The organism is Streptosporangium sp. NBC_01810 (assembly GCF_035917355.1).
Classification (GTDB): domain Bacteria; phylum Actinomycetota; class Actinomycetes; order Streptosporangiales; family Streptosporangiaceae; genus Streptosporangium.
In genome coordinates, this window is the sequence record NZ_CP109070.1 from 6450768 (window position 1) to 6474320 (window position 23553).

The 23553-nt window shown below is 67.5% G+C and carries 21 protein-coding genes; 8 read left to right on the forward strand and 13 right to left on the reverse strand.

Annotated elements, in window-relative coordinates; all coding sequences use genetic code 11:
• The first annotated feature begins 214 nt into the window (after positions 1-214).
• Positions 215-901, forward strand: a complete 687-nt coding sequence (locus OIE13_RS28865) for a hypothetical protein (protein ID WP_326828972.1) — start codon at positions 215-217, stop codon at positions 899-901.
• Positions 902-1101: 200 nt separating this feature from the next.
• Here the strand turns inward: OIE13_RS28865 and OIE13_RS28870 are convergent, their stop codons facing one another.
• From OIE13_RS28870 to OIE13_RS28880, 3 genes are read right to left on the reverse strand one after another with little or no spacing between them, the layout of a single operon-like run.
• Positions 1102-1374, reverse strand: a complete 273-nt coding sequence (locus OIE13_RS28870; RefSeq protein ID WP_326828973.1) for a hypothetical protein — start codon at positions 1372-1374, stop codon at positions 1102-1104.
• Positions 1371-1562 (reverse strand): hypothetical protein, encoded by a 192-nt coding sequence (locus OIE13_RS28875; protein ID WP_326828974.1) that lies wholly within the window; start codon positions 1560-1562, stop codon positions 1371-1373. Before OIE13_RS28875 ends, OIE13_RS28870 begins: the two co-directional genes overlap by 4 nt.
• Complete coding sequence (locus tag OIE13_RS28880; RefSeq protein WP_326828975.1) at positions 1559-1804, reverse strand: hypothetical protein; 246 nt, start codon at positions 1802-1804, stop codon at positions 1559-1561. The genes OIE13_RS28875 and OIE13_RS28880 overlap by 4 nt, the downstream gene beginning before the upstream one ends.
• Positions 1805-2343: 539 nt before the next feature.
• Between OIE13_RS28880 and OIE13_RS28885 the strand changes: the two genes are divergently transcribed.
• Complete coding sequence (locus OIE13_RS28885) at positions 2344-7938, forward strand: DNRLRE domain-containing protein (RefSeq protein ID WP_326828976.1); 5595 nt, start codon at positions 2344-2346, stop codon at positions 7936-7938.
• A gap of 87 nt (positions 7939-8025) precedes the next feature.
• Positions 8026-8583 (forward strand): DUF6461 domain-containing protein, encoded by a 558-nt coding sequence (locus OIE13_RS28890; RefSeq protein WP_326828977.1) that lies wholly within the window; start codon positions 8026-8028, stop codon positions 8581-8583.
• A 183-nt stretch (positions 8584-8766) separates the two neighbouring features.
• Here OIE13_RS28890 and OIE13_RS28895 read toward each other — a convergent pair whose 3' ends face one another.
• The 3 genes from OIE13_RS28895 to OIE13_RS28905 form a co-directional block, all read right to left on the reverse strand.
• Positions 8767-9768, reverse strand: coding sequence for an IS30 family transposase (locus OIE13_RS28895; RefSeq protein ID WP_326828978.1), 1002 nt, complete (start codon positions 9766-9768; stop codon positions 8767-8769).
• A gap of 134 nt (positions 9769-9902) precedes the next feature.
• A complete protein-coding gene (locus tag OIE13_RS28900; RefSeq protein ID WP_326828979.1) occupies positions 9903-10070 on the reverse strand; it encodes a hypothetical protein in 168 nt (55 codons plus the stop codon).
• Positions 10071-10226: 156 nt separating this feature from the next.
• Positions 10227-10556, reverse strand: coding sequence for a hypothetical protein (locus OIE13_RS28905; protein ID WP_326828980.1), 330 nt, complete (start codon positions 10554-10556; stop codon positions 10227-10229).
• A gap of 169 nt (positions 10557-10725) precedes the next feature.
• Here OIE13_RS28905 and OIE13_RS28910 point away from each other — a divergent pair, with 169 nt between their 5' ends.
• Positions 10726-10938, forward strand: coding sequence for a hypothetical protein (locus tag OIE13_RS28910; protein WP_326828981.1), 213 nt, complete (start codon positions 10726-10728; stop codon positions 10936-10938).
• A gap of 125 nt (positions 10939-11063) precedes the next feature.
• Here the strand turns inward: OIE13_RS28910 and OIE13_RS28915 are convergent, their stop codons facing one another.
• The 6 genes from OIE13_RS28915 to OIE13_RS28940 form a co-directional block, all read right to left on the reverse strand.
• On the reverse strand, positions 11064-11426 hold the full coding sequence (locus tag OIE13_RS28915) for a hypothetical protein (RefSeq protein WP_326828982.1): 363 nt from the start codon (positions 11424-11426) through the stop codon (positions 11064-11066).
• Between the two features lie 80 nt (positions 11427-11506).
• Positions 11507-12139, reverse strand: a complete 633-nt coding sequence (locus OIE13_RS28920) for a type II secretion system F family protein (RefSeq protein WP_326828983.1) — start codon at positions 12137-12139, stop codon at positions 11507-11509.
• Between the two features lie 407 nt (positions 12140-12546).
• Entirely contained in the window at positions 12547-13251 is a 705-nt protein-coding gene (locus tag OIE13_RS28925) for a type II secretion system F family protein (protein WP_326828984.1), read from the reverse strand.
• Positions 13248-14483 carry a TadA family conjugal transfer-associated ATPase gene (locus tag OIE13_RS28930; protein WP_326828985.1) on the reverse strand — a complete coding sequence of 412 codons (1236 nt, stop codon included), beginning with the start codon at positions 14481-14483 and terminating at the stop codon, positions 13248-13250. Before OIE13_RS28930 ends, OIE13_RS28925 begins: the two co-directional genes overlap by 4 nt.
• Positions 14480-15526 carry a septum site-determining protein Ssd gene (ssd, locus tag OIE13_RS28935; RefSeq protein ID WP_326828986.1) on the reverse strand — a complete coding sequence of 349 codons (1047 nt, stop codon included), beginning with the start codon at positions 15524-15526 and terminating at the stop codon, positions 14480-14482. Before ssd ends, OIE13_RS28930 begins: the two co-directional genes overlap by 4 nt.
• Before the next feature lie 1069 nt (positions 15527-16595).
• Complete coding sequence (locus tag OIE13_RS28940) at positions 16596-17369, reverse strand: Fic family protein (RefSeq protein WP_326828987.1); 774 nt, start codon at positions 17367-17369, stop codon at positions 16596-16598.
• Positions 17370-17705: 336 nt separating this feature from the next.
• Between OIE13_RS28940 and acs the strand changes: the two genes are divergently transcribed.
• The 4 genes from acs to OIE13_RS28960 all read left to right on the forward strand — a co-directional run bounded on the left by acs (position 17706) and on the right by OIE13_RS28960 (position 22300).
• Positions 17706-19691, forward strand: a complete 1986-nt coding sequence (acs, locus tag OIE13_RS28945; RefSeq protein WP_326828988.1) for an acetate--CoA ligase — start codon at positions 17706-17708, stop codon at positions 19689-19691.
• A 721-nt stretch (positions 19692-20412) separates the two neighbouring features.
• Entirely contained in the window at positions 20413-20880 is a 468-nt protein-coding gene (locus OIE13_RS28950; protein ID WP_326828989.1) for a phage holin family protein, read from the forward strand.
• On the forward strand, positions 20877-21800 hold the full coding sequence (locus OIE13_RS28955) for an alpha/beta fold hydrolase (protein ID WP_326646551.1): 924 nt from the start codon (positions 20877-20879) through the stop codon (positions 21798-21800). Before OIE13_RS28950 ends, OIE13_RS28955 begins: the two co-directional genes overlap by 4 nt.
• Positions 21797-22300 carry a DUF309 domain-containing protein gene (locus OIE13_RS28960; RefSeq protein WP_326646550.1) on the forward strand — a complete coding sequence of 168 codons (504 nt, stop codon included), beginning with the start codon at positions 21797-21799 and terminating at the stop codon, positions 22298-22300. Before OIE13_RS28955 ends, OIE13_RS28960 begins: the two co-directional genes overlap by 4 nt.
• A 47-nt stretch (positions 22301-22347) precedes the next feature.
• On the opposite strand, the gene OIE13_RS28965 is transcribed toward OIE13_RS28960, so the two are convergent.
• Positions 22348-23544: a MarP family serine protease gene (locus OIE13_RS28965; protein WP_326646549.1), complete on the reverse strand. Its 1197-nt coding sequence runs from the start codon at positions 23542-23544 to the stop codon at positions 22348-22350.
• Between the last annotated feature and the right edge of the window lie 9 nt (positions 23545-23553).

Consider the following 23553-nt stretch of genomic DNA (forward strand, 5'->3'; position numbering starts at 1 on the left):
AGCCACCGTACCGGTTCGACAACATGCCGGGTTGGTTGAGGACAGCCACTTCAGCATGAGTACATCATTACTGCCTTTCGCGAATCGCAGTAAGATTGGCGAACGAGTCGGCGCCCGAGGGCTGGGGTATTCGGTCCCCCTCCAGACACAAGTCGGGCCCGGCAAGCGCTCGCAACGCCGTACCGGACCCTTGATCAGGAATGAGGCCTGACCCGTGAGCAACCGTAGTACCCCGGTCCTCAACCGGACCAAGGCGAGCGGCTGCGGCTGCTTCGCCGAAGCCCCACCCATGCCGATGGGCTGCGCCGTCTGCGGGCACGCGCCGTACGCGCACGGCTGCCCCGGCCAGGCCGCCGACCACGAGTACGCGCAGCCGTCCGGCGAGCTGATGGCCGAGCGCCTTGGGCCGACCCCGCCGGAACGGTCTTCTGCTGGGGCGCCACCTTCATGGAAGAGCCCGCCGGCCACGCCCCAGTCGAAGACCTACTCCAGGTCGCGCGCCAGATCGCCGAGTGCCTTGGCGAGCACTACGCCGAGCCGACCCTGCCCCTCGCACCCCCAGAGGGGGGAGCGTGAGATGCCAGTCATCCCCGACGCCCTGAGTGGCGATCTGGACGCCCGCAGTGAATGGACCTGCCCCGGCGTCAGCACGCACCCGGGACGCGTCGCCCCAGGGCGTCAGGCGCTCGACTGGGAGCCGGTGTCGCTTGGCCCGTACCGCGTGCTGGAACACACGTGCTCCTGCCGGGCGGTCTTCTTCGAGCTGATCTCCTGCGGCGGCTCCTACATGATCCACAGGGTGATCCAGGGCAGGCGGACGGAACACGCCTTCACCGGGCGATGGACGCACCGCGAGGCGCACGAGATGTGGCAGCGGCTGCTGACCGGGCGGGCGCGGTAGCCGGACGGACAGCAGCCCGCTCGCCCAGACACGCAGAAAGACCCCGGCCCTCCGCGTGTCCGGGTTGTGGGTCAGGCAACCTCGGCGTTCCTCTTCGGCTTCCTCCTTCGTGGCGTATACGTTATTGCCTTCCGGGAACAGACAGGGGTCTCCGTGGCGGTCATACATGGCGACGGTGTAGCCGATCGGCTCGGGCATAGTCACGGTCGCACCTTCTGCAGCGGGCCGACGATATCGAGGTCGGCCCAGCACTCCCAGACGCTGTACCCGAGCGGGACTTGGTCGAGGTCATCACCGTGGGCAGGGGTGCGGCGCTGTCCGCCGACGAGGGTCCATACCCATAGGGAGCCGCCACAGTAGTCGCACAGACCGCCACGGGCGGCTTCATCGCCGTAGTCATCCCGGATGCGGGTGACGTGGGCGGGCGGCTCCGGTGAGATCGCCCTGCCCTGCCAGAGCGGCGGCTCGCTCATGGCCGCCCCACACAGGTCCCGCATGGCGTCCGACCTGCGGCCTCGGCTTCTGCGGCGTTCGCGAATCGGTGGACATCGTGCAGCCGGTAGCCCTGGACCTCGCCACCGAGGCGGCCCGACTGCAACGCGGGGCAGTCCTCGGTCACGTGGTAGCGGTCGCCGGCGCCTGTGGTGATGACCTCGCTCATGATCGCTTCCGTTCATCGAGAAGTCTGCGGATGTCGGCGACGGCGTGCTGGACGAACTCGGCGACGGCCGTCGTCTGGGCGACGTCGGCCAGGTCATCCGGGCCGGGGTGGAACGTGGTCGGGATCATGACCGGGCCGATGCGGATCCAGTCGGTGCAGTACTCTGCGTCGTGCTCGCGCTCCAGCTGGCTCCAGTCGATGCCCTCGACGGCGGCCAGGCGCCGCCGGATGTCGTCGGTCATCGCTGCCCCTTCGGGTAGTCCGGGCGATCGGCGTACGGCATGACCATCTTCTTGGCCCGCTTTCCTACATGACGCGCAGGCCATGGGCCTTCTGCAGTGCAGCAGGCCCATCTGAGGGGCCAGCATGGCACGGCCGGTCAGCTTGTCTTCGTTGGCTTCACAAACTGACCTCTGGACTTCCGTGTCCCTGTTGGTTCGCCTGTTGGGGCGAAAGCAAGCGCGCTTCTATCACGTTCAGTCGGCTAATACCACTGGCGTCGCCGTTATAGAAGTAAATGAAGCTGCTCACGCCGTTTGGACCAGCAGCCGATCAGACCTTGATGACCGATGTCCTGCGGGATTCTCTTGGCACCGGAAGTCACACTACGTGAACCTTCGCCCACTAAAAAATGATCTTTACTTTTACTGTCGATCTATGTAAAGATCACCAAGTTTGCTACAAATGTTCGAGAAAGGCCGGAGTGAACACACCCCCTCCGAGGCCCGGCGTGCTACGCCGCACCTCCGTGATAGCCGCCCTCGGGCTATCCACATCCCTGATGGCAGCACCTGCCATCGCCGACCCCACCCCCACCGCTCCTGCAGCGAAAGCGACCACCGCCCCGACCCCGGTGGAAACCGCCAAGCAGGAGGCGAAAGAGCAGAACAAGCCGATTGAGATTGAAAGCCTCCATACGGAGAATTCGACCACGGTCGCCAATCCAGATGGCAAGACCGTAGGCACCTACGTCTACAGCCAGCCCGTCCGGATCAAACAGGACGGCGCCTGGCGGGGAATCGACACGACCCTGGTCGCGGAGAATGGTGTCGTGAAACCGCGCGTGGCCAAGCTGGACATCAGCCTGTCCAACGGCGGCACCACCACGCTGCTAACCGCTAAAGGTGAATCCCTGGGGGCGAAGAAAGGCAAGGCGGGAGAAGTAGAGATCTCCGCGCCGAGCAAGCTGCCCGCCCCGAAGCTGTCGGGTAACAAGGCGGTATACGAGTCCGTCTACGGCCGCGGCATCGATCTGGTGGTCACCGTGACCCCGACCGGGTTCCACCAGGAGATCGTGATCCGGGAACGGCCCACCAAACAGCTGAAGCTGCCGATCTCCGTCGATCTCCCCGCAGGGATGGACTACGGGAAGACCTCCACAGGCAAGGCCGCTGTACTGGCGGGCGACCAGCCGGTGACCGATCTGGCCATGGTGCGGATGCTGGACGCCACGGCGGCCGAAGCTCCCGGGTCCGGTCGTCTCGGTGCGGCAACGACCTCTGTTGAGGAGAAGCCCGACGGGCCGACTGTGGTGCTGTCTCCGGATGCGGGATTCCTCGCCGACCCGCAGGTCACCTACCCGGTGACGTTGGCCGCGGCCGGCTCGGACTGGTACGGCGCCGGCTACCCCGACGACACCTTCATCAACAACAAGACCTGGAACACCGGCGGCCCCAACCAGAGCATGTACAAGCTGCTGGTGGGCAACGGCGGCAATGCCATCTCCAACGGCCCCACCAACGACCCGAGCACCATCTGGCGCAGTTACCTGCGCTTCGATCTGACCGGCGCGCCGTTCATGGGCCAGGAGATCCTCAACGCCGACCTGCGGCCGTGGAACTACCGCTCCCATGCCTGCGGGGACGAGAAGGGCGACATCGTCGTCCGCCGCATCACCAGCACCTGGTCGGTCAACTCGCTGAGCTGGAGCAACCAGCCCACGGTGACCACCAGCGGCCAGGGCGTCAAGGGCAGCGCCGTCGGCGACCACTGCTCAGGCAATCTGACTTCCCGCGATGTGTACTACACCATCGAGGACATCGTCCGGGACTGGTCCAACGGCCAGCCCAACTACGGCCTCCGGGTCGGCGCCCTACAGGAGGGCGGCGTCATCAACTGGCGCGAATTCCGCTCGGCCAACTACACCGACTTCGACGGTCACCCTCCGCACCTCTTCGTCCAATACGAAATGCCAGCGGAACCCCTGCAAGTGCTCTACATGCGGCCTCGTAGCGACAACTCCACGCCAACTCTTAATGAGGTCTTGGCTCATGTCGACGACTCGGTGATCGACGAGCCGGCCGACCCGGATCCGGTTACCCCTGCGCAGCTCAAGAGCGAGAACGCGCAGTCGACAGAGGTGGTGGGCTCCAAACTGAAGGATGCCGCCTTGCCGGACGGTCTGACGCCTGAAGAGATCGAGCAGTGGAGCAACCCGGATATCGGCGAAGACCCTACGCAGCCAGTCCCACCGAAACCTGCCATAGCCCATTGGCTATTCGATGAGGCTACCGGGACGACCGCAGCCGATTCCACGATCAACGACAACCCAGTAACGCTGAATGACACTTCCACCTGGGTCACGGGCAAGTCTGGTCATGCCCTGTCGAACATGCCTGCTAGCCAGGTCAGAGTTCTCGCCTCACAGGAAGCAGCAAAGCAGAGCAAATCTATCGAGGTCAAAACCGAGACATCCGAAACAAGCATCACCTATGCCCAGCCCGACGGGAAGACGTTCAAGACAGAAATCGCCGCAGGCCCAGTGCGGACTAAGCGGAATGGCACATGGGTGCCAATCGACACCTCCCTGCTGGAGCAAGGCGGGGTACTGAAGCCGAAGGCGATTAAGAGTGGTACTGCGCTGGAGATCTCTACCGGTGGAGCTGACACGTTCGTAAAGATGACCGCCGCCGACGGGCAGTCGTATGCGCTGCGGTGGCCGACGGCGCTGCCCAAGCCGACCTTTAACAAGAACGTGGCTACATTCACCGACGCGGCGGGCCGTGGCGCGGATCTGGTCGTGACCGTGCTGCCGACCGGGTTCCGGCACGATGTGGTGCTCCGTGAGAGGCCCGCTAAGCCGCTAGAGCTGCGGATCGGAGTGGAAACCGGCAGTCTGACCCTGACTGAAGGCAAGGGTGGACGCCTGCTGCTCACCGACACCAAGGCTGGCACGAACGGCAAGGACAAGAGTAAGGACAACAAGCTCGTCGCCTCGGCGCCGCAGCCGGTGATGTGGGACGCCTCTGCCGGAGCTCGCCTGGCCAAGGGCCGCCTGCCCCAGGCCCGGCACGCGAAGATCGCCACCGACGTGGTGACCACGGGCGGCCGCACCGAGCTGGTGCTCAAGCCCGACCACGCTTTCCTGTCCGACCCCGCCACCCGGTATCCGGTGCGGGTGGATCCGACCACTACCTTGCCGTTCAACCATGATGTGGAGATCGCCTCCACCAGCGACGCCGACTTGCCGGCCGATCCGACCGCCGGGTATCTGATGGCCGGGCGGTTGTTCGGCGACTTGTCTCGGGTGCATCTGCGCTTCGACACCGCCGCCCTGACGGGCAGCACAGTGACCGATGCCAGGCTGTCGCTGCTCAACATCGACGCCCAAGGCTGCGGCCCCACGGTCGGGCCGGGCATTCAAGTCCGACGCCTGACTTCGGCGTGGGATGAGAACAACCTGTACTGGGCCAACAAACCGACCTCCACCACCGAGGACGCCCAGATCAACAGGGTCGCCCTCGGCCCGACCTGTGAGCCGGCTCCGCTAGAGTGGCCGGTCACCGCCATCGCTCAGGACTGGGCCGGCGGCGCCGCCAACCACGGCCTGGTGCTGCAACACCCCAACGAGGCCAACACCAACGACAACTACCGGGTCTTCCCCTCCGCCGAGGAGACCTTCGAGTTCAACTCCCCGCCCACACTGACCGTCACCACCACCGGTCCGGCCTCCGCCCCGACGATCGGCGACCTGACCATCACCCCGGCCCAGGCCGCGGGCGGGGTCACCACGGTCACCTCGCTCACCCCACAGCTGGCAGCCACCGTCTCCGACACCATCGGCGGCACGCTGACGGGTGAGTTCGAGATCGAGCACGACCCGGCCGCCACGGGGCAGGGCACCGGCCAGATCTGGACCGGCGCCTCGACCGCGGTCGCCTCCGGCACCCAGGCCACGGCCGCCATCCCGGCCGGGGAGCTGACCGACGGGTGGCTGGTGCGCTGGCGCGCTCGCGCAGTCAACGCCGCCGCGGCGACCGCTTCGGGCTGGTCGGCCTGGCAGCAGGCCACCGTAGATCTGCTCGATCTGCCTTCCGGTCCGGCCGTGAGCGCTCTGCAGGTTGTCCCCTCGGCTCTGGTCGGAGGCAAGACCACCACGTCCAGCCTCACTCCCAGTCTGCGAGCCCAGGTGGACGACCCAGCGGGTGGGACGCTGCGGGCCGACTTCGAGGTCGAGCACGACCCAGCCGCACCGCAAGGGCAGGGCAGCGGGCAGATCTGGGCTGGCAGCGCCGACAACGTGGCCGCGGGGACGCAGGCCGCGGCCAACATCCCGGCCGGGGAGCTGACCGACGGGTGGCTGGTGCGCTGGCGCGCACGCGCTGCTTCAGCCACGGCGACCTCGCCCTGGTCGGAGTGGCAGCTACTGACGGTCGATCCGACGAATGTCGGCGAAGAACCGCTGGCTGCCGCAGCCACGCCCCTCATCCGCACGGACGAAAGTTTCGCCATCGCCGCCTGGGTCCGTCTCGATGACGGGGACGGCCGCTATGCGATTGCCGAGCAAAAGGGCGCCAATGCGGCTCCGTTCCACCTCGGTGTCGACCCGGCTCACGGGCTGGTCTTCACGATGAAGCAGACGGACTCGGCGGCCAGCTCCGAAGAGGGCGCCCTCTCCGAGACGGCTCCGCCCGTGGGCGAGTGGTTCCACCTAGCCGGCACCTACGACTATGCCTCCAAGAAGCTGTCCCTGTACCTCAACGGAAACCTGATCAAGACACAGACGATCAGCTTTGCGCCGTGGAACGCCAACGGCCCGTTCACCATAGGCACGTCCATCAAGGGCGGCATCGATGACCTCTGGGTCTTCCCCCGAGGACTGTCCGCAGCCGAGGTGAGCGACCTTTATGCGCACCCAGGAGCGACGACGAGCCCAGCCGATACGACCAGCGCACCCCACGAATCGGCTACTCCTCGCGCGTCGGAAGAGGCAAAGGGCGTCACCCAGTTGGCAGCGAACCCCTTGCCGTGGCCCGTGGGGAAGGCCCATCCGATTCGTTACGAGAACTACGCGGAATGTGACGCGGACGTGGCCCAGGTGGCCGGATTCACCAGTTTCCGCAGCCGATTCTCCGGATGCTACTCCGGACAGGTAACCGCAGTAGACGGGGAGAAGGTGAATAACCTCCTAGTAGTCAAGGGAACTTTCAAGGGAGACATAACCCTTCTCATTGACGCGGACCAGCGCAGCCGCGCGGTCGTGATTCGAGCCAAGTTCGACAACATCGTCAGCACGGGGACCCTTGCGGGCACCACAGTGGGCTTGAAACTCAAGCCGAAGGGCTATCCGACCAACGCGCACTGCCAACCGGACTTGGACTCGCCGTTCGGCCCGAATATCCGAGAGAAGTCCAAGGCATCATGGAACGCCAACCCGCTGGAGAACTTCGCGATGACCTCCACCGCGGCCGGTGCGGAAGGAGCAGACAAGATATCGACCTGCAACTTCTCCCTCCTCGTCAAGGTGACCCCGATCGGAAACAAAACCCGGTACGTCAACGTCTGGACCAAAGCCGGGACCAGTGATAAGGATTTCAAGGCTCGCTGCGATTCCGCATCGTACGTTTACACCCCCTCCGGTGGCTGCGTCTTCACCTATCGAAGTGCCTTCATGGAAATGGCGCGGAACGATGTCAACGATAGAGGGGAGGAATGGCCTGAGCAGTACGACCACATCAAGAAGGCGCTGACCAATCCGAGCACCGAACCCACCTATCCGATCCACGGCGGGAATCTCTACCCCCACTCGTTCGGGCGGACAAAGAACATCCCAGGAGGATCTCCGCAGAACCCGCTTAAGCGTCTCAAGAACCTTGCTTTTGGCGAGGTGCAACGAGAAAAGTCGGAGTATGTGTGCCGTAAGGAGATTCAGGCTACCTGGTCCAGTAACATTGAAGGCGATCCACTGGCCGAGAACTGCGACGAGTATCCTTTTGCCTCAGTCGAAGAGGGTGCCCTCGGGGCGAACCCCGACTTCAACTTCTCGGTTCTGCTGATCAGAGCCACCCATAACCAGGCGTTCGGCCGCGCCTTGGGCGCTTGGTACGGAAACAATCGTATCCTCAAGGAAGATCCTTTCTGGATCAAGCTGCCCTAGGATGACTCGGGGGGTGCGGACGGTGACTTTCCGCACCCCCCGTGCGCTCGTCGAGAAGAAAGCGAGAGAGCCTGAATGAGTGGAGATATGTCCTGGCTGGTCGATGGATGGGATCTCGGGGATATCTGGTGCCTCGCTTTCGTGAAGGACACGGAACCGTCAACGGCGTTGCTGCGCATCGGTGCGGATCAGGGCACGATCCGGCCACAGACGTTGGAGCAGCTGATGGACGGGGACCTTTCCCCCGACACGATCGTCGCAGGCGACTTCAGCGGCTGGGCCGTGATCTTCCAGGTCAACGGCTGGACGGCCGACGATTCCGACGTCTTGGCGCGGCTGGCGCAGGAGACCACCGTCGTCGTCGTGCTGAAGCATCCGTACGCGTCCAGCCGGTTCGTCTACGCGGTCAACGGCGAGATAGTCACCAACTTCGATCCGGTGTCGCCGCGCCGACGCTATGGGAGCGATCCCGATCGTCTGCTCACTGAAATGCGCAGGTCTGGCATAAACCCCAATCGCGAACCTTGCGGCCCGGGCAGGCTGGCAGGGGTTCAAGAACTCATGGTCTTGGCGCATCGGTTGACCGGAGTAACCCTCACTCCTGACATCATGAGCGCCGTGCTTTTGGGGGCGACGATCACGTGAGCACGACTTCTTCGAGGTTCGTACGCTGATCGGGCATAAGCATTCAGTAGTTCTACACTGGATGAGATCAGCTAGTCAGGTGAGTTGCGCGAAGGGCGGCATCCACAGGTTGTCACTGGCCAAGTGCGTGTCGCCATTGACAACCTGTCCGTGGCCATGCAAAAGTCACAGGTGGCGGCGGTATCAATCGGTGGAAGCAAGTTCGGAGAGCATCTCGGCGAACACTTCGGCTGGCGTTCTGTAATCAAGTATACGCCTCGGGCGAGTGTTGAGAGATTGAGACACAGAATTCAGAAAGGCGGGATCGCTGGAAATCTTCGTCCCTTTAGGAATGTACTCCCGAATGAGCCCGTTCGTGTTCTCGTTGGTTCCGCGCTCCCACGGCGCATGCGGGTGAGCGAAATAGGCATCGATATCAGTCTTGACCGATAGCGCGGTATGCCTGGCCATCTCCGAGCCCTGATCCCACGTAATCGACTTCATCAGCTGGGACGGAACATCCCGGACCGTGTCGATCAACGCATCGCAGACCGCCTCGGCCGTCCTGCCGAACGGCAGCGGGACAATAAGAGTGAACCGGCTCTTCCGCTCGACCAACGTTCCAGCCGCACTTGCCCCCCTCGCGCCAACAATGAGATCCCCCTCCCAATGTCCGGGAATCTCACGACCCTCCACCTCGGCCGGACGCTCGTCGATGGAGCGCATCCCCGCAATCCGGGCACCGGGCGAGCCCTGCCGCCCACGAGGCCTGCGGCGCTCACGGCCCGACCGCAACTCGATACCGAGCCGGCCCAGCTCTCCCTTGGGCAGCGCGTACATCCAGGTGTAAATCGCCTCATGAGACACCGTGTCCACCGTCTCCGCGAAACACCGGTCATACTTCAGCCGGCCCGCGATCTGATCAGGTGACCACCCATGCCGCAACCGCGACACCACCGCCCGCTTCAGGCAGGGATCACCGTCCAGCTTCCGGTCTTTTGGGCGGCGCCTCCCCGCCTCGGCGCGTCTTTGCGCCGCATGAGCACGATACGTTTCACGACCACCGCTACGGAGGATTTCCCGACATACCACCGACTCACTCCGGTCGATATGCCGCGCTATCTCCTTGTTCGAGAGACCGACGGCCAGGCATCGCGAGATTTCCTCGCGATCTTCCAACGTCAATGGACGTCGCTGTTCCCCCACGGACCACTCCTCAACGATCGGTCCGTCGAGGCTCCCAAAAGAAAAAGCTCAACAAGGGCCGGGTGCCTACTTCTCCCTGTAGGTCCCGAACTCATCGATTCTCCGAAAGGTCCGATTGCCTTCACCCCTTGGGATCAAGCGGCGTAGTGGGCGCTGTTGAGGCCGACGACGTTGGCGGCCGGCACGTTCCCCGGGCCGCGCCCCTCGAAGACCTTCCGGTGCGGACAACAGAGCAGGCTGTAGCCGACGTCGATCCAGCCGTTGCCGTCCATGTGGTGCTTCTGGATGGAGCGCACGAGCACGACGCACTTGGCATGGTCGTCCAGGATCGCCGGGTCGACGGGGGTGCCGACGTAGTGAACCTTCGCACCCTTCGTACGGCTGGGTCGTAGCGGCCCTTCGGTGCGCGGGCGCCCCAGTCCTTGCGGGTCACGAGCTCAATGGCCATGATGCTCCCCTCAGGAGTTGAGCCTGAACGCCACCAGCAGCGCGGCGGCGACGATCGCTACGACGAGGGACAGGGCAGCGGAGATCAGGGCGGCGGAGATCAGGGCGGCGGTGACCATGCGCCGGTCAGCGGCCTTGCATTCCCGTTCGGTTTTCAGTTCGCTTCGCAGCTGGGCGATGTCGTCGAGCATCGCGGCCCGGTGCGCCTCATACAGGTCACGGGTAACCATCAGAGAAATGGAAGCGGCCACTTCCGCGAGGCGCGCATTGGTGGAACGCTCGAACCGATCCAAAGTTCGGGCGACCTCACCGAGAGTTGCTTCGCCAGCAGGCATGGTCACTCGCACTCCTCGCAGTAGATAGTCATGTATGGCCGCATCCGGCCAGCAGCAACCCGGGGGGCGAACTCGGGCGTCACACACGCACCACCGCGTACCGGGAGAAGCTATGACCTACCCGCCACAAGGTCCCTACGGGCAGCCACAGCCCTACGGGTACGGGCCTGTCCAAATGACGACCGTGCGCGAACGCGGTTTCAACCCGATCACATTCATCGTCCACGCCTGCCTGTGGTTCTTCATCCACTGGTGGCTGGCCATCTTCACGATCGGCTTGTGGCTCCTCGTCGCCATCCCGATCACCTTCATCGGGTGGCGGGTCACCCGCACCATCCCTGTCCAGCAGGCGCCCGGCTACTACCCACCGCCACCACACGGCCGCTAGATCAGCCAGCCGAATCTGCGTCATACGCACCCCCTTCCACGCTCAGGAGATGCCGTGACCCACCCCCCACCGGACCCGCACGGCCACTACCCGCCCCAGCACGGCCACCCCGCCCCGCCACAGGTCTACGTCAACGTCAACCAGTCCATGCAGGTCGGCCGCAGCGTCACCCGCCCCGTCTGGACTATCGGTGACATCGCCTGGCTGGTCTGCACCGCCGGGCTCGCGTGGCCCTGGATCTGGATGCGTCGGCGACGCCGTACCACGGTGACCCGCCACGGCCGGTAGTTCAGCTCTTGGCCTGGCCCTGCGGGGGCGGCGGGGACGGCTTCGATGATGTGGCGGCTGCGGTAGGCGGGTGAGAGAGTGTCGATCACCGCCACCGCGCGACGCATACCCTTGACGAGCATGCAGAGTGCCTCGTGGAGCAGAATGTTGGCTCGATATCGGTAGTCACCGGTCAGGCGGAGCACGTTGTCCCGAGCCACTTCCGCCTTGGCCTCATCGCCCGCAGCGGAATGGACCCAGCTCTCGGCAAAATGGATCTCGGCCGTGACCTTGGTGACGGTCAGGAGGGGAGAAGCACCTCGCCGGCGAGGCCGGCCACGACGGGGATGATCCCCAGAAAGACGAACGCGGGCAGGAAACAGAGTCCCAGGGGAGCGACTGCCTGGACCCCGACCCGTTGGGCGGCCGCCGACGATGCGGCGCGGGCGGCGCGGCGGGAGTCGTCGGACAGCCTGGTGAGGACGTCGGCCACCGGGGCACCGCTCGCCGCGGCCCGGCTCATGGCGCGGGCCAGAGGGGCGAGCGAGTGCTCGGAGGCCAGAGCCTGCCAGGCGCTCTCCGGTGCGGCCCCCAGTCTCAGTTGGCCGCTCACCCAGGCCAGTCTCTCACCCAGTGGTCCCCCGATCGCCTCCGCCGTGACATCGACGGCTCCGCTGATCGGCTGGCCCGCGCGCAGGCAGGCGACCATGAGATCGGCCGCCAGCGGCAGATCCGCCGTCAACCGCCTGCGTTCCTCGCGCAGTTCGGGTGACTCTCGCCGCCGCAGCACCGCCAGCGCGATCCCGGCACCTGTCGCCCCGACGACCGCTCCCGGCAGACCCCCCACGGCCAGGAACGCCGCCAGCCCCACGGCGAGGGCCGCCGCGATCTCACCCCGGCTCGTCCGCCGCCTTCCCTCCAGATCATGAACCACTCCGGCGGACGGACCACGGGCCGTTCCCGCAACCGGATCCCGAGCCGTCCCCGTGGACAGACCCCGGCCTGTCCTCGCAACCGGGTTCCGAGCCGTCCCCGTGGACAGACCCCGGCCTGTCCTCGCAACCGGGTTCCGAGCCGTCCGCACAGGCAGACTCCGAACCATCCCCATGGACGGATCCCGAACCGTTCCCGCGAACGAGTCTCGAACCGTCCCCGTAACCGGGAAAAACGTGGGTGCTTCGGCCTTCGGAAACTCGGCCGGATGCGCCGAGCGCCGTGCGCGGCGGAGCCGGTCGGCGGGTTCGCGCCGGGCGATCCACAGCCGGGCGGCGATGCCGGCGAGCAGCACGGCAAGCAGAGTGATCACTTTCTCTCCTTCTCGCGATCCGGACCACTGGGAGGTCAGCCCCGCTGTGCCCGGGTGACCAGGCGATGGGTCCACCACAGGCCACAGGCGTCGAGTGCCAGGCCGACGAGCAGACAGCCGACGCCCGCCGGACCGCCGAACAGGAAGTGCAGCGGGCGCATGCCGAGACCGGCCGCCATCAGCAGGCCGAGGACGGGCAGACCTGCCAGCAGGCGGGCCGTGGCGCGGGGTCCCGCGAGTTGGGCGGCGACGTCCTGGCGATGCCTCTGAGCCTCTCGCAGGGAGGCGGCGACACGATCGACAAGGACGGCCAGGCCCGCCCCCGCTGTCATGCTCACCTGCCAGCAGGCGGCCAGTGCCCGGAAGGCCTCGCCTCCCTGCTCCGGCGCCACGGCCAATAAAGCGGCGGGGACGTCACCGCCGTCCCTCGCGGCCGCGACCAGCGGGCGCAGCGCCTCGGGATCGGGAAACCCCGCTGCCCGCACGGCCCGCGCCAGCGCGTCACCGGCCGTCCGTCCCGCCGTCAGTTCGGCGGCGAGTCCCTGGCACAGCTCGATCGACGCGACCCGCCAGGCGGCCGCGCGCCGGGAGGGCCGCGAGTGAGCGGCGAGCCTCTCCCGCGAAGAGAGCGAGGCGACCGGGCCACGACGGCGCAGGCGGCCCAGGCGGGCGGTACCGGGATCCGCACCCGTCCACAACCACACCGCCAGGGTGGCGAGAACCAGGGCGGCTCCCGTCATACCGCCGACCGTGATATCGACGGGTAGGGCCTGCGTCGGGGAGTCGGCGAGGCGGGAACGCCGGGCGCTCGGGCTGCGAGCGCGGGCAGGCCGGGGCCGGGAGTCATCTGGCCGTCCGGGGCGAAGGTGAGGGCCGGTTCGGCCTCCACCAGCCCCGAGGGGCGGCGGATCATCATGCAGATCTCGGCGACCCGGCGGCGCCCGTCGGCGTGGTCACGAGCGAGGTGGATGACGACGTCCAGAGCCGCGGCGATCTGGCTGTGGACCGCCTCCCTGCTGAGACCCGCCGCGCATGCCAGTGCCTCCAGACGGGGCGGCACATCGGTCGCGGTGTTGGCGTGCAGGGTGCCGCAGCCTCCCTCATGACCGGTGTTTAAAGCATTTAGAAGATCAACTACTTCGGAACCCCGCACCTCACCGACGACGAGACGGTCGGGGCGCATCCGCAGGGCCTGACGGACGAGGTCACGCAGGCCGACGCCACCGGCGCCCTCCAGATTGGCCGGGCGTGCCTCCAGGCGGACGACGTGGGGATGTAGCGGTCTCAGCTCGGCCGAGTCCTCAACCAGCAGCAGCCTTTCGCCGGGGTCCGCCAGGGAGAGCAGGGCCGAGAGCATGGTCGTCTTGCCGGTCCCGGTGCCACCGGTGACCAGGAAGGCGAGCCTCGACTCGATCACCGCGGTGAGAACGGCGACGCTTTCCGCTCTGATCGCACCCGCCTCGACCAGATCGTGAAGGGTGAAGGTGCGCCGGGGCGGGAGTCGCAAGGACAGGCAGGTGCCATTTGGTGCCACGGGCGGCAGGACGGCGTGCAGCCGGACACCTCCCGCCAGGCGGGCGTCGACATAGGGGCAGGCGTCGTCGAGGCGCCTGCCCGCGGCGGAGGCGAGACGTTGCGCGAGCCGCCGGAGCGCGTCTTCGCCGGGGAAGACGACCGAGGTCAGGCGCAGCCCGTGCCCGTCGTCGACCCACACCTCACGCGGGCCGTTCACCAGCACGTCGGTGACCTGGTCCTCGGCCAGCAAAGGCTCCAATGGCCCCGCTCCGATGAGATCGGCGCACAGGACCCGGGCCACCGCCAGGATCTCCGCGTCGCCGAGCATCGCCCGCTCGGCCCGCAGCGCAACCGCGACGTGCGCGGCACTGGGCTCGACTCCCGTCCGGGCCAGCCGTACCCGGACCGCCTCCACCAGCTCCGGCGAGACCGTCGCCGCGCTCTCGGCCCGCCTCACCTGTCCGACCCGAGCAGCTCGTGTAGGAAAGCGGCGCAGAACCGTCCAAGAGAGGTGCGGCGGCCGAGCGGGGGAACGTCCCCCCGGTCGAGTGCGGCGGCGAGACGAGGCTGGTCGGGGAGGCTACCGCCGTGCGGGACGCCGAGCGAGCCCGTCACCACGTCGTCGGTCAGGACCCCGCTGCGCACAACGGCCCGCACCTCACCGGTGTGCTCGCGCAAGGAGACGAGCACCTGTGCCGCGGCGAGCACGCCACGCACGTCGGCGGTGACGACCAGGAGGGTGGTGGTGGCCCGGCAGAGCGCCTCCACCGCGGCCTGGTCGAGGTGGCGCGGCAGGTCGACGACCACCAGATCGAAGCCCCTGCGCCCCGCTTCGAGGACCGAGCGCATCGCCTCGGCCGGGATCGGCTCGATCTCGCCACGGCTGAAGGAGAGCAGGGCCAGTCCTGCGAAGGTCGGCAGGGCCGCCTGGAGCGCTGTGCAGCTGACCCTGCCCTCGCGGGCCACCAGGTCCGACCAGCGCGCTCCGTCGGACTCCTCCTGGCCAAGGAGGAGATCCAGACCTCCGCCAAGTGGGTCGGCGTCGACCAGGAGGGTGCGGATGCGCCGACGGGACGCGGCCAGCGCCAGCGAACCGGCCAGGACGCTGGCCCCCGCTCCGCCGCGCCCGCCCGCGACGCACACCACGAATCCGGGCTTGGCGGGCGGCTCGACGATGTCGGCGAACTCGTCGACCAGCCGACGCTCCGCGGCGGGCAGCTCCAGCACGGCCTGGGCACCGACCGCGACGCACCTGCGCCAGGTGTCGGGGTCGTCGCAGGTGCGGGTGACCAGGAAAACACGGTGGCGAGGTGGCGGTCCGGTCGAGGCCAGCGCGCCTGCCAGGTCGTCACCGACGACGACCAGCGGCGCACGGTTCCAGTAGGGCCTGGCGTGCGCGGGCGCGTGGGCGACGTCAAGCTCGGCTCCGGCCGCGGCGGCGATGCGGAGCAGGTCGTCGAGCAGATCATGGTCTTCGGTGATGACCAGCGGGCGGTCCACTGATGCCTCCTGGGATGCGGGGACCCCACCCTCCGCGAGGGCCCCCCATCCCCGAGGCACCGAACGCCGTACTGTGGACGGCCGGCTCCCAGGTGACCCGGCCTGTGGAAAACCAGCGTCCGGGAGAAAGCGTGGAAGGCCCCGGGCAAGCGAAACACCTCGGCGGGCCGGCCTCGCGCGTTCGGGTGCGCCGGCAGGTCACACCGGGGAACCGGGGTGGGAGTGACCGCTGGGAAAAAAGGCGACCCCCGTCGGGGGGAGGACGGGGGTCGCCGACCGGTCCGGCTCTGGGGGGGTAGAGCCGGTCCCGTTTCAGAAGAAAGCTTCAACGGCCAACCAGAGTATGGCAAGGGATTGCGGTGCAACCTATGCGCAGTTACTCCAGTTTGGGGAGATACCAACTCATGCTGCCCGATCAACTCAAGTTTCGTCGAGGAGTAATCCTCAATTCCCACTAGTTTTTTAATGTAACGATCCAGTCTCCGGATACCGTCCGGCCCGGACACGCTCCTCGCCCGGACGAGCCGCGACTACGTTAAGTGATCATTGCCGGAGCCCGCCCCCGCCCGCGCGGACGGCATCGGTCGGCCGCGCGCGACGCAGGATGGCATATGAGTGGGTTTGCTGATTAATGTCCCTCGATCCGCAAAGGTTTTGCCCCTAGGGGTTCCCATCAGCGCGGATCGGACGTACAAAGGTTGCACGGACCACGTGTCCGGGCACGACCGCCGGGTACCCACGCGCCGTCAGCCGCGGGAGGCGCGTTGAAGCGGGCTTGTCCCGTTTCAACGATTATCAGGTGCACGCTTGGTAACCCGGTAGGAACGTGCCGACGACGGCGCCCCCTACCAGGGGCGCCGTCGGCTCGTGTGGACAGGTGTTCGGTGGGTGTCCGTAATCGACGACCCCGGGTGATCGGACAAGCGCGGGCAGCGGCCACCGAGGTGCCCGACCGCCCTCATCGCGACCGTCCGCCCCCCCCTGCCGCGGCCGTCCGCCCTCTGCCGGGATCGGCGCCTCCCTCAGAGGTCAGCCTCGCTCCTCAGAGGTCAGCCTCGCTCCCCGGAGATCAGCCTCGCTGCATGGCCTCGCAGATCGCCGTGGCCTCGCGCACGCCCAGCGTGACCGCCGTCGCACAGTGTCGTACCCACGCCGCGACACCCTCGGGGGTACCGCTCAGGTAAGACCGCAGTCCCTCCCCGTAGGCCGGCCCGAGTTCGAGGTGGCCCACCTCGACGGCCACCAGCGATTTCGGATCCAGGCCGAACTCCACCAGCGTCAGCCGCTCCGCCGCCCGCGCGACCACCCCGTCCGCCGACCCGAACGGGCGCAACACCGCCAGTTCCGCGTGCACGACGGCGGCGAGCACCAGCGCCGGCGCCTTCGAGGAGGCCGTTACCAGCTGGACAAGACCATCCACCCGCGCCACCGCCTCCTGCGGTTCGGGCGCGGCCCCCAGACCGAGTGGATCGGGCGCCTCGACTGTGTCCCTGGGGCGGCCGAGGTCCTTGGTGAGCCCCGAGGCGGCGAGCGTGTGCAGCCTGGCCAGCACCTGGCGGGGCGCCGTACGCCAGGTCGGGCCAAGCCGCCCCAGCTCGGCCGAGACGCGCAGCGCGCCCTGTACCACCGGGTCGGTGACCTCGGGGATGACATCGAGCGGGATGTCCACGCCTTCCAGTGCGGCTGACGCGCGGGCACCGCGCAGAGCGGACCTGGCCGACACCTCCGGGCTCTTACGCCGCAGTACGCGGTGCCCGTAAAGCCGGTCGACGGCCTTGCGCGCGTCGGTGACCGCCTCGGACACTCCGGGCATTCCTGCGATGACATCCAATGGGTCGCTCACGCTGCACGACCCTATCGGGACCGCCTCGCGGAGCCTCGGCCAGGCGGCGGGGCTTCCCCACCGCCCCGGAGAGCGGCGGTCGGACCGTTCGCCGAGCGCATGACACCGCCCGGCGCACTACCGTGTCCGTAGACATTGAATAACGCCGTCTATCTTCCTACCGTGTCGGAAACGCATCGTTTCAGGGTAGTTGTCCCCCTGAAATTAAGGCACTTTGAAGGCACATGATCTCCCATCACCGATTGGTACGGACCTGTCTAGACCTCTTGTGGCGGGCATGCGTGGCCTGGTGAAGTGGGACACGACCCGTCGATAGCAGTATGTGAGGAGTGCGCAGTGGCCCCGGAGACCCCTGGTTCCGAGTCTCGTGAGACCCAGGAGACGTTGTCGAACCTGCTGAACGAGACCCGGCGGTTCGCACCTCCCGCAGACCTGGCCGCGGCCGCGAACGTGACCGCCGACGCCTATGCGGAGGCCGAGCAGGACCGTCTCGCCTTCTGGGAGAAGCAGGCCGACCGCCTGACCTGGTCGAAGCGCTGGGACACCACCCTTGAGTGGAACCCGCCCTTCGCCAAGTGGTTCATCGGCGGCGAGCTCAACATCGCCTACAACTGCGTCGACCGCCATGTGGAGGCGGGCCGCGGTGACAAGGTCGCCTATCACTGGGAGGGCGAGCCCGAGGGCGACAGCCGCACGCTCACCTACGCCGACCTGCGGCGCGAGGTCTCCAAGGCAGCCAACGCACTCCAGGAGTTGGGCGTCGGCAAGGGCGACCGGGTCGCGATCTACATGCCGATGATCCCCGAACTGCCGATCACGATGCTGGCCTGCGCCCGTATCGGAGCGATCCACTCGGTCGTGTTCGGCGGGTTCTCCTCCAGCGCGCTCAGCGGCCGGATCAAGGACGCGGACGCCAGGATCGTGGTCACCGCCGACGGCGGCTACCGTCGCGGCGCGCCCAGCGCGCTCAAGCCGACCGTGGACGAGGCGGTCGCGGAGTGCCCCGGCATCGAGCACGTCCTGGTCGTGAGGCGGACCGGCCAGGAGGTCGGCCAGACCGACAAGGACGTCTGGTGGCACGATGTGGTGGACCGGCAGTCCGACGTCCACGAGGCGCTGCCGAACGATGCCGAGGACCCGCTCTACATCCTCTACACCAGCGGCACCACCGGCAGGCCCAAAGGCATCCTGCACACCACCGGCGGCTACCTCACCCAGGTCGCGTACACCCACAACGCGGTCTTCGACCTCAAGCCCGACACCGACGTCTACTGGTGCACCGCCGACATCGGCTGGGTGACGGGCCACTCCTACCTCGTGTACGGCCCGCTGGCCAACGGCGCGACCAGCGTCATCTACGAGGGCACCCCGGACACCCCGCACCGCGGCCGGTTCTGGGAGATCGTGCAGAAGTACGGGGTCACGCTGCTCTACACCGCCCCGACGGCCATCCGCACGTTCATGAAGTGGGGCGACGACATCCCCGCCAAGTACGACATGTCGTCCCTGCGGATCCTGGGCAGCGTCGGCGAGCCGATCAACCCCGAGGCGTACGTCTGGTACCGCGAGCACATCGGCGGCAACCGCACCCCGGTCGTCGACACCTGGTGGCAGACCGAGACCGGCGCCATCATGATCAGCCCGCTGCCCGGCGTCACCGAGGGCAAGCCCGGCGCGGCCATGCGCCCGCTGCCGGGCATCACCGCCGACGTGGTCGACGACCAGGGCCGCAGCGTCGGCAACGGCGGTGGCGGCTACCTCGCGATCCGCGACCCGTGGCCGTCGATGCTCCGCACGATCTGGGGCGACGACCAGCGCTACATCGACACCTACTGGTCCCGCTTCGAGGGCATGTACTTCGCAGGCGACGGCGCCAAGAAGGACCAGGACGGCGACATCTGGCTGCTCGGCCGCGTGGACGACGTCATGCTCGTCTCCGGGCACAACATCTCCACCACCGAGGTCGAGTCGGCGCTGGTCTCCCACCCGAAGGTCGCCGAGGCGGCCGTGGTCGGGGCCACCGATCCGGTGACCGGGCAGGCCATCGTGTCGTTCGTGATCCTGCGCGGCAACGCCGAGGAGGGAGCGGACATCGCCGCCGAGCTCCGCGCCCACGTGTCCAAGACTCTGGGCCCGATCGCGAAGCCCCGTCAGATCCTGGTGGTGCCCGAGCTGCCCAAGACCCGCTCCGGCAAGATCATGCGGCGTCTCCTGCGCGACGTGGCGGAGAACCGCAGCATCGGCGACGTCACCACGCTGGCCGACAGCACGGTGATGAATCTCATCTCGGAGAAGCTGCCCAGCGCTAAGAGCGAGGACTGAGCGAACCGGAAGACCCGGGTGGACCAGGAGCCATGGCCCACCCGGGGTCTGCCCACCCGGGGTCTGCCCTCCCGCGACGGAGGTTCGCACGCTCGGGCGCTCCACCCGCCGCCCCCGTGATATTCGGCGACCCGCGATGTTCGGCGATCCCGCGATGTTCGGCGACCCGCGATGTTCGGCGACCCGCGATGTTCGCCGTCCCACGAGGTTCGGCGCCCCGCCGCCGGGGTAGCCCTCGGCCGTGCCAACCTCCCCACCGGTGCCGTCATCCGGCGCCGGAAACGAATCGGCCGCAACAAATCGGCCGGAAACGAATCGGCTGGAAACGAATCGGCTGGCAGAGTTCTCACGGCCCGCCGCCATCCCGGTCAGGGCGCGGGGCGGAAAACCACCCGGTGGTCCTGCCCGGTCTCCGCACCCCGCCGATCTGAAGGGCCCCGCCGGTCTGAAGGGCCCCGTCGGCTTGAAGGGCCCTGCCGGCCCGAAGGAACGCCCGGTAGCGCGGATTTCCACCACCGGACGACTGGGACCTCACCGACCCCCGTACGGCCGGACTAAAGTCTGAAGTCCTGACGACGCAGATATTCGATGACACATGCGCGATTACCACAGCCGTGCTCGCGACACCGGCTCCGGCGACGATCCCACCGCGGGTGTGCGTGCACGACCGCCTCAGGGCGCAGCATGATGTTCGACAGAGGCCCTCGATAGGAGACCGTCCATGACACATATTCCGCCCGCGGAGCCACCGGAGGAGTCACTGGGCGCGCTGGTCGCCGCGGCCACTGACCACATGTCCACCCTGGTCCGCGCCGAGATCGAGCTGGCCAAGGCCGAGCTGAGGTTCGATGCCAAACGGGTCGGCGTGGCGGCGGGTCTCTTCGGTGCCGCGGCGTTCATGGCCCACCTGTGCCTGATCCTCGCCTCGTTCGCGATCGCCTACGGCCTGGTCGCCGCAGGCCTGTGGACCTGGCTCGCCTTCCTGATCGTCACGGTGTTCTATCTGGTCGTGGCCGGGCTGCTGGTCTTCGTCGGCGTTCGGCGGCTCAAGGGCCTGACCGGAATGAGGCGGACCCTGCGCTCGCTCAAGACCATCAAGAGCGGAGCCGAACTCGACTCCGTTCCCGCCACTCCGGTCACGGCCGGTCAGGTGGGCAGCCATCGCGACCCGGTGAGACCGGGCCAGTGAGCAGACCCGACGAGTCCATGGTCAGGGTGGAGGGTCCGTGGACCCACCACGCCGTCCATGCCGGAGGCACTCGCTTCCACGTCGTGGAGGCCGGTACGGGCCCTCTCGTGCTGCTGCTACACGGCTTCCCGCAGTTCTGGTGGAGCTGGCGCAACCAACTTGTCTCGCTGCCGGCCGCGGGCTACCGCGCCGTCGCCGTCGATCTGCGGGGCTACGGCGCCAGCGACAAGCCGCCACGTGGCTATGACCTGTACACCCTGGCCGCCGACGCGGCCGGGCTGGTCAGGGCACTGGGCGAGAGCTCCGCGATCGTCGTCGGCCACGACTGGGGCGGGCTGCTCGCCTGGACCATGGCCGTGAAGGATCCGAAGGCGGTCCTGCGGCTGGTCACCGTCTCCGCGCCACACCCCCGCCGTCTCCGCGCCGCGCTGTTCACCGAGCCGTTCGGCCAGTTCCGCGCGGCCCGCTACGCGCTGGGGTTCCAGCTGCCGGTGCTTCCCGAGCGGCGCCTGACCGCCGACTCCGGCGCCATGGTGGGGCAGTTGCTGGAGAAGTGGTCGGCTCCCGGCTGGCCGCAGGAGGAGGTGGCGAAGGTCTACCGCGACGCGTTCCGCATCCCCAACGTCTCGCACTGTGCGCTGGAGTACCACCGCTGGTTCGGCCGCTCCCAGCTCCGCCCGGACGGGTGGCGCTACGCGAAGACCATGCGCGCCCAGATCAACGTACCGACTCTGCAGTTGCACGGCGCGCTCGACAGGCATGTCCTGCCCCGTACCGCCCAGGGCTCGGGCCGCTACGTGGCCGCTCCCTACCGGTGGCGGCTGCTCGAAGGCGCCGGGCACTTCCCGCACGAGGAGCGCCCGGCGGAGTTCGACGCCGAGCTCCTCGCCTGGCTGTCCGATCCGGAGCCCGACCGGTGAACGGACGGGACCGGGATGCCGACGGGAGGCCGCGCAACCGGCGTCCCCGCGACGCGTTCGGGAGGCCGCTGCCGCACGGCGCGGAGGGCGTGGAACGCATCCCGGACGACTACGCGCCGAGCGCGGCGGAGGCCGTCTCCGAGGCGCATCGGCTGCTCGGCGAGGGACGCCCGTTCCACGCCCACGAGGTGCTGGAGGGCCGCTGGAAGAACTCCCCCGCCCAGGAGCGCGAGCTGTGGCAGGGACTGGCGCAGATCTGCGTCGGCCTCACTCACCTGCAGCGGGGCAACCGCAGGGGAGCCGCGACGCTGTTCGCCCGGGGCGCCGACCGGATCAGCCGGTACGGCACCCCGTACGAGGAGATGGCCGTGGCGGCCGGGAGGCTGGACGACCTGGACGCCGAAACGGCCATCGCCGTGATCAGAGACTTGATCCGGCACCGGGTTCCGCCAAAGGGGGCGAGCCCAGGGGCCTCCCCGGATGGGACGTCCGTGGCCTGATCACCTGCCGCCCGACGCGCCGATCACCTCACCCGGCCAAGACCTGATCAGTTCCGGGTGCACTTCTGGGTGTCCACCCGATTGGACAACGTGGAACCGTCCTCGGCGTCCGGCGCCACTTCGGCGGCGGTCAGCACGAATCCGGTCTCCGCCCTGTCGGTGGCCGCCGCGAAGACGACGCCGTAGACCTTGCCGTCGGTGGTGAGCAGCGGCCCGCCGGAGTTGCCCTGCCGGACCAGGCCGCGGATCCAGTAGACATCCCGGTTGACGGTCTTGTGCTCGTAGATGTTGGGTCCCTGAGCCTTCTGCCGGTCCCTGATCCGGGCCGGGCTCATGGTGTAACCCTGGCCGTGCGGGAAGCCCGCGACGATGGCGTCGTCGTCCTTCTTGGCCGTGCCGTCGAAGCGCAGGATCGGCAGGTTCATGCCGGGGACGTGCAGGATCGCGATGTCCCTGTCGGGGTTGTAGAGCACCACCTGGGCCGGGTGGACGTTGTTGAGGTGGTCGATGACCTGAAGGTCCTGGTCGACCCCGGCGACCACGTGCGCGTTCGTCATGATCTTGTTCTGGGCGTAGACGAACCCGGTGCCCTCGATGTGCTTGCGGCAGCTGGCGGCCACGCCCTGGACCTTGACGATGCCCCGGCGGGCCCGCGAGAGCGCCGCGCTCTTCGGCGCGCTCCGGTCGGGTGGCGCGACCTCGACGAACTGGCCACCCGCTATGCCGTCGAACACCCTGGGAAAGCCGGAGGTGTCGATGAAGTCCTTGAAGGGCTTCTGCAGGTCCCTGGCCAGCTTCGGCATCGTCTGATCGACCGTGTTGATCAACAGGGACTTACTGACCTGCTCCCCGAGCAGCGTGAACTGCGAGGAGGTGATCAGCGAGCCGATCAGCCACGCGATGATCAGCACTGAGAAGGCGCTCGCGAAGGTGCCGCCGACCGCGTCGACGATCTTGGCGGGCTCCCAGGTGACATGGCTGCGGACCACGGCGCCGATCGTCGACGACGCGAACTGACCGATCGTGGCGGCGAGGAAGACGATGACGATCGCCAGCAGCGCCCGCTCGGTCTCACCGTCGACCACCGCTCCGGCGATGGGCGGGGCGATGAACATGCCCAGCAACCCGCCACCGACAAAACCGACAAAGCTCAGGGCCCCGATGATGAACCCCTGGCGGTATCCCGACACCGCGAAGGCCACCATCAGGGCGATCAGGATGAGGTCGAGGAGATCACCGCTCACTCCTTTACG

What these genes read in the sequence shown, in the direction of transcription:
- OIE13_RS28950 (WP_326828989.1), top strand. Translation starts at nt 20,413, where the DNA reads ATGACACATATTCCGCCCGCGGAGCCACCGGAGGAGTCACTGGGCGCG.
- OIE13_RS28885 (WP_326828976.1), top strand. Translation starts at nt 2,344, where the DNA reads ATGGCAGCACCTGCCATCGCCGACCCCACCCCCACCGCTCCTGCAGCG.
- OIE13_RS28925 (WP_326828984.1), bottom strand. Translation starts at nt 13,251, where the DNA reads ATGACGGGAGCCGCCCTGGTTCTCGCCACCCTGGCGGTGTGGTTGTGG.
- OIE13_RS28880 (WP_326828975.1), bottom strand. Translation starts at nt 1,804, where the DNA reads ATGACCGACGACATCCGGCGGCGCCTGGCCGCCGTCGAGGGCATCGAC.
- OIE13_RS28870 (WP_326828973.1), bottom strand. Translation starts at nt 1,374, where the DNA reads ATGAGCGAGCCGCCGCTCTGGCAGGGCAGGGCGATCTCACCGGAGCCG.
- OIE13_RS28875 (WP_326828974.1), bottom strand. Translation starts at nt 1,562, where the DNA reads ATGAGCGAGGTCATCACCACAGGCGCCGGCGACCGCTACCACGTGACC.
- OIE13_RS28890 (WP_326828977.1), top strand. Translation starts at nt 8,026, where the DNA reads ATGTCCTGGCTGGTCGATGGATGGGATCTCGGGGATATCTGGTGCCTC.
- OIE13_RS28910 (WP_326828981.1), top strand. Translation starts at nt 10,726, where the DNA reads ATGACGACCGTGCGCGAACGCGGTTTCAACCCGATCACATTCATCGTC.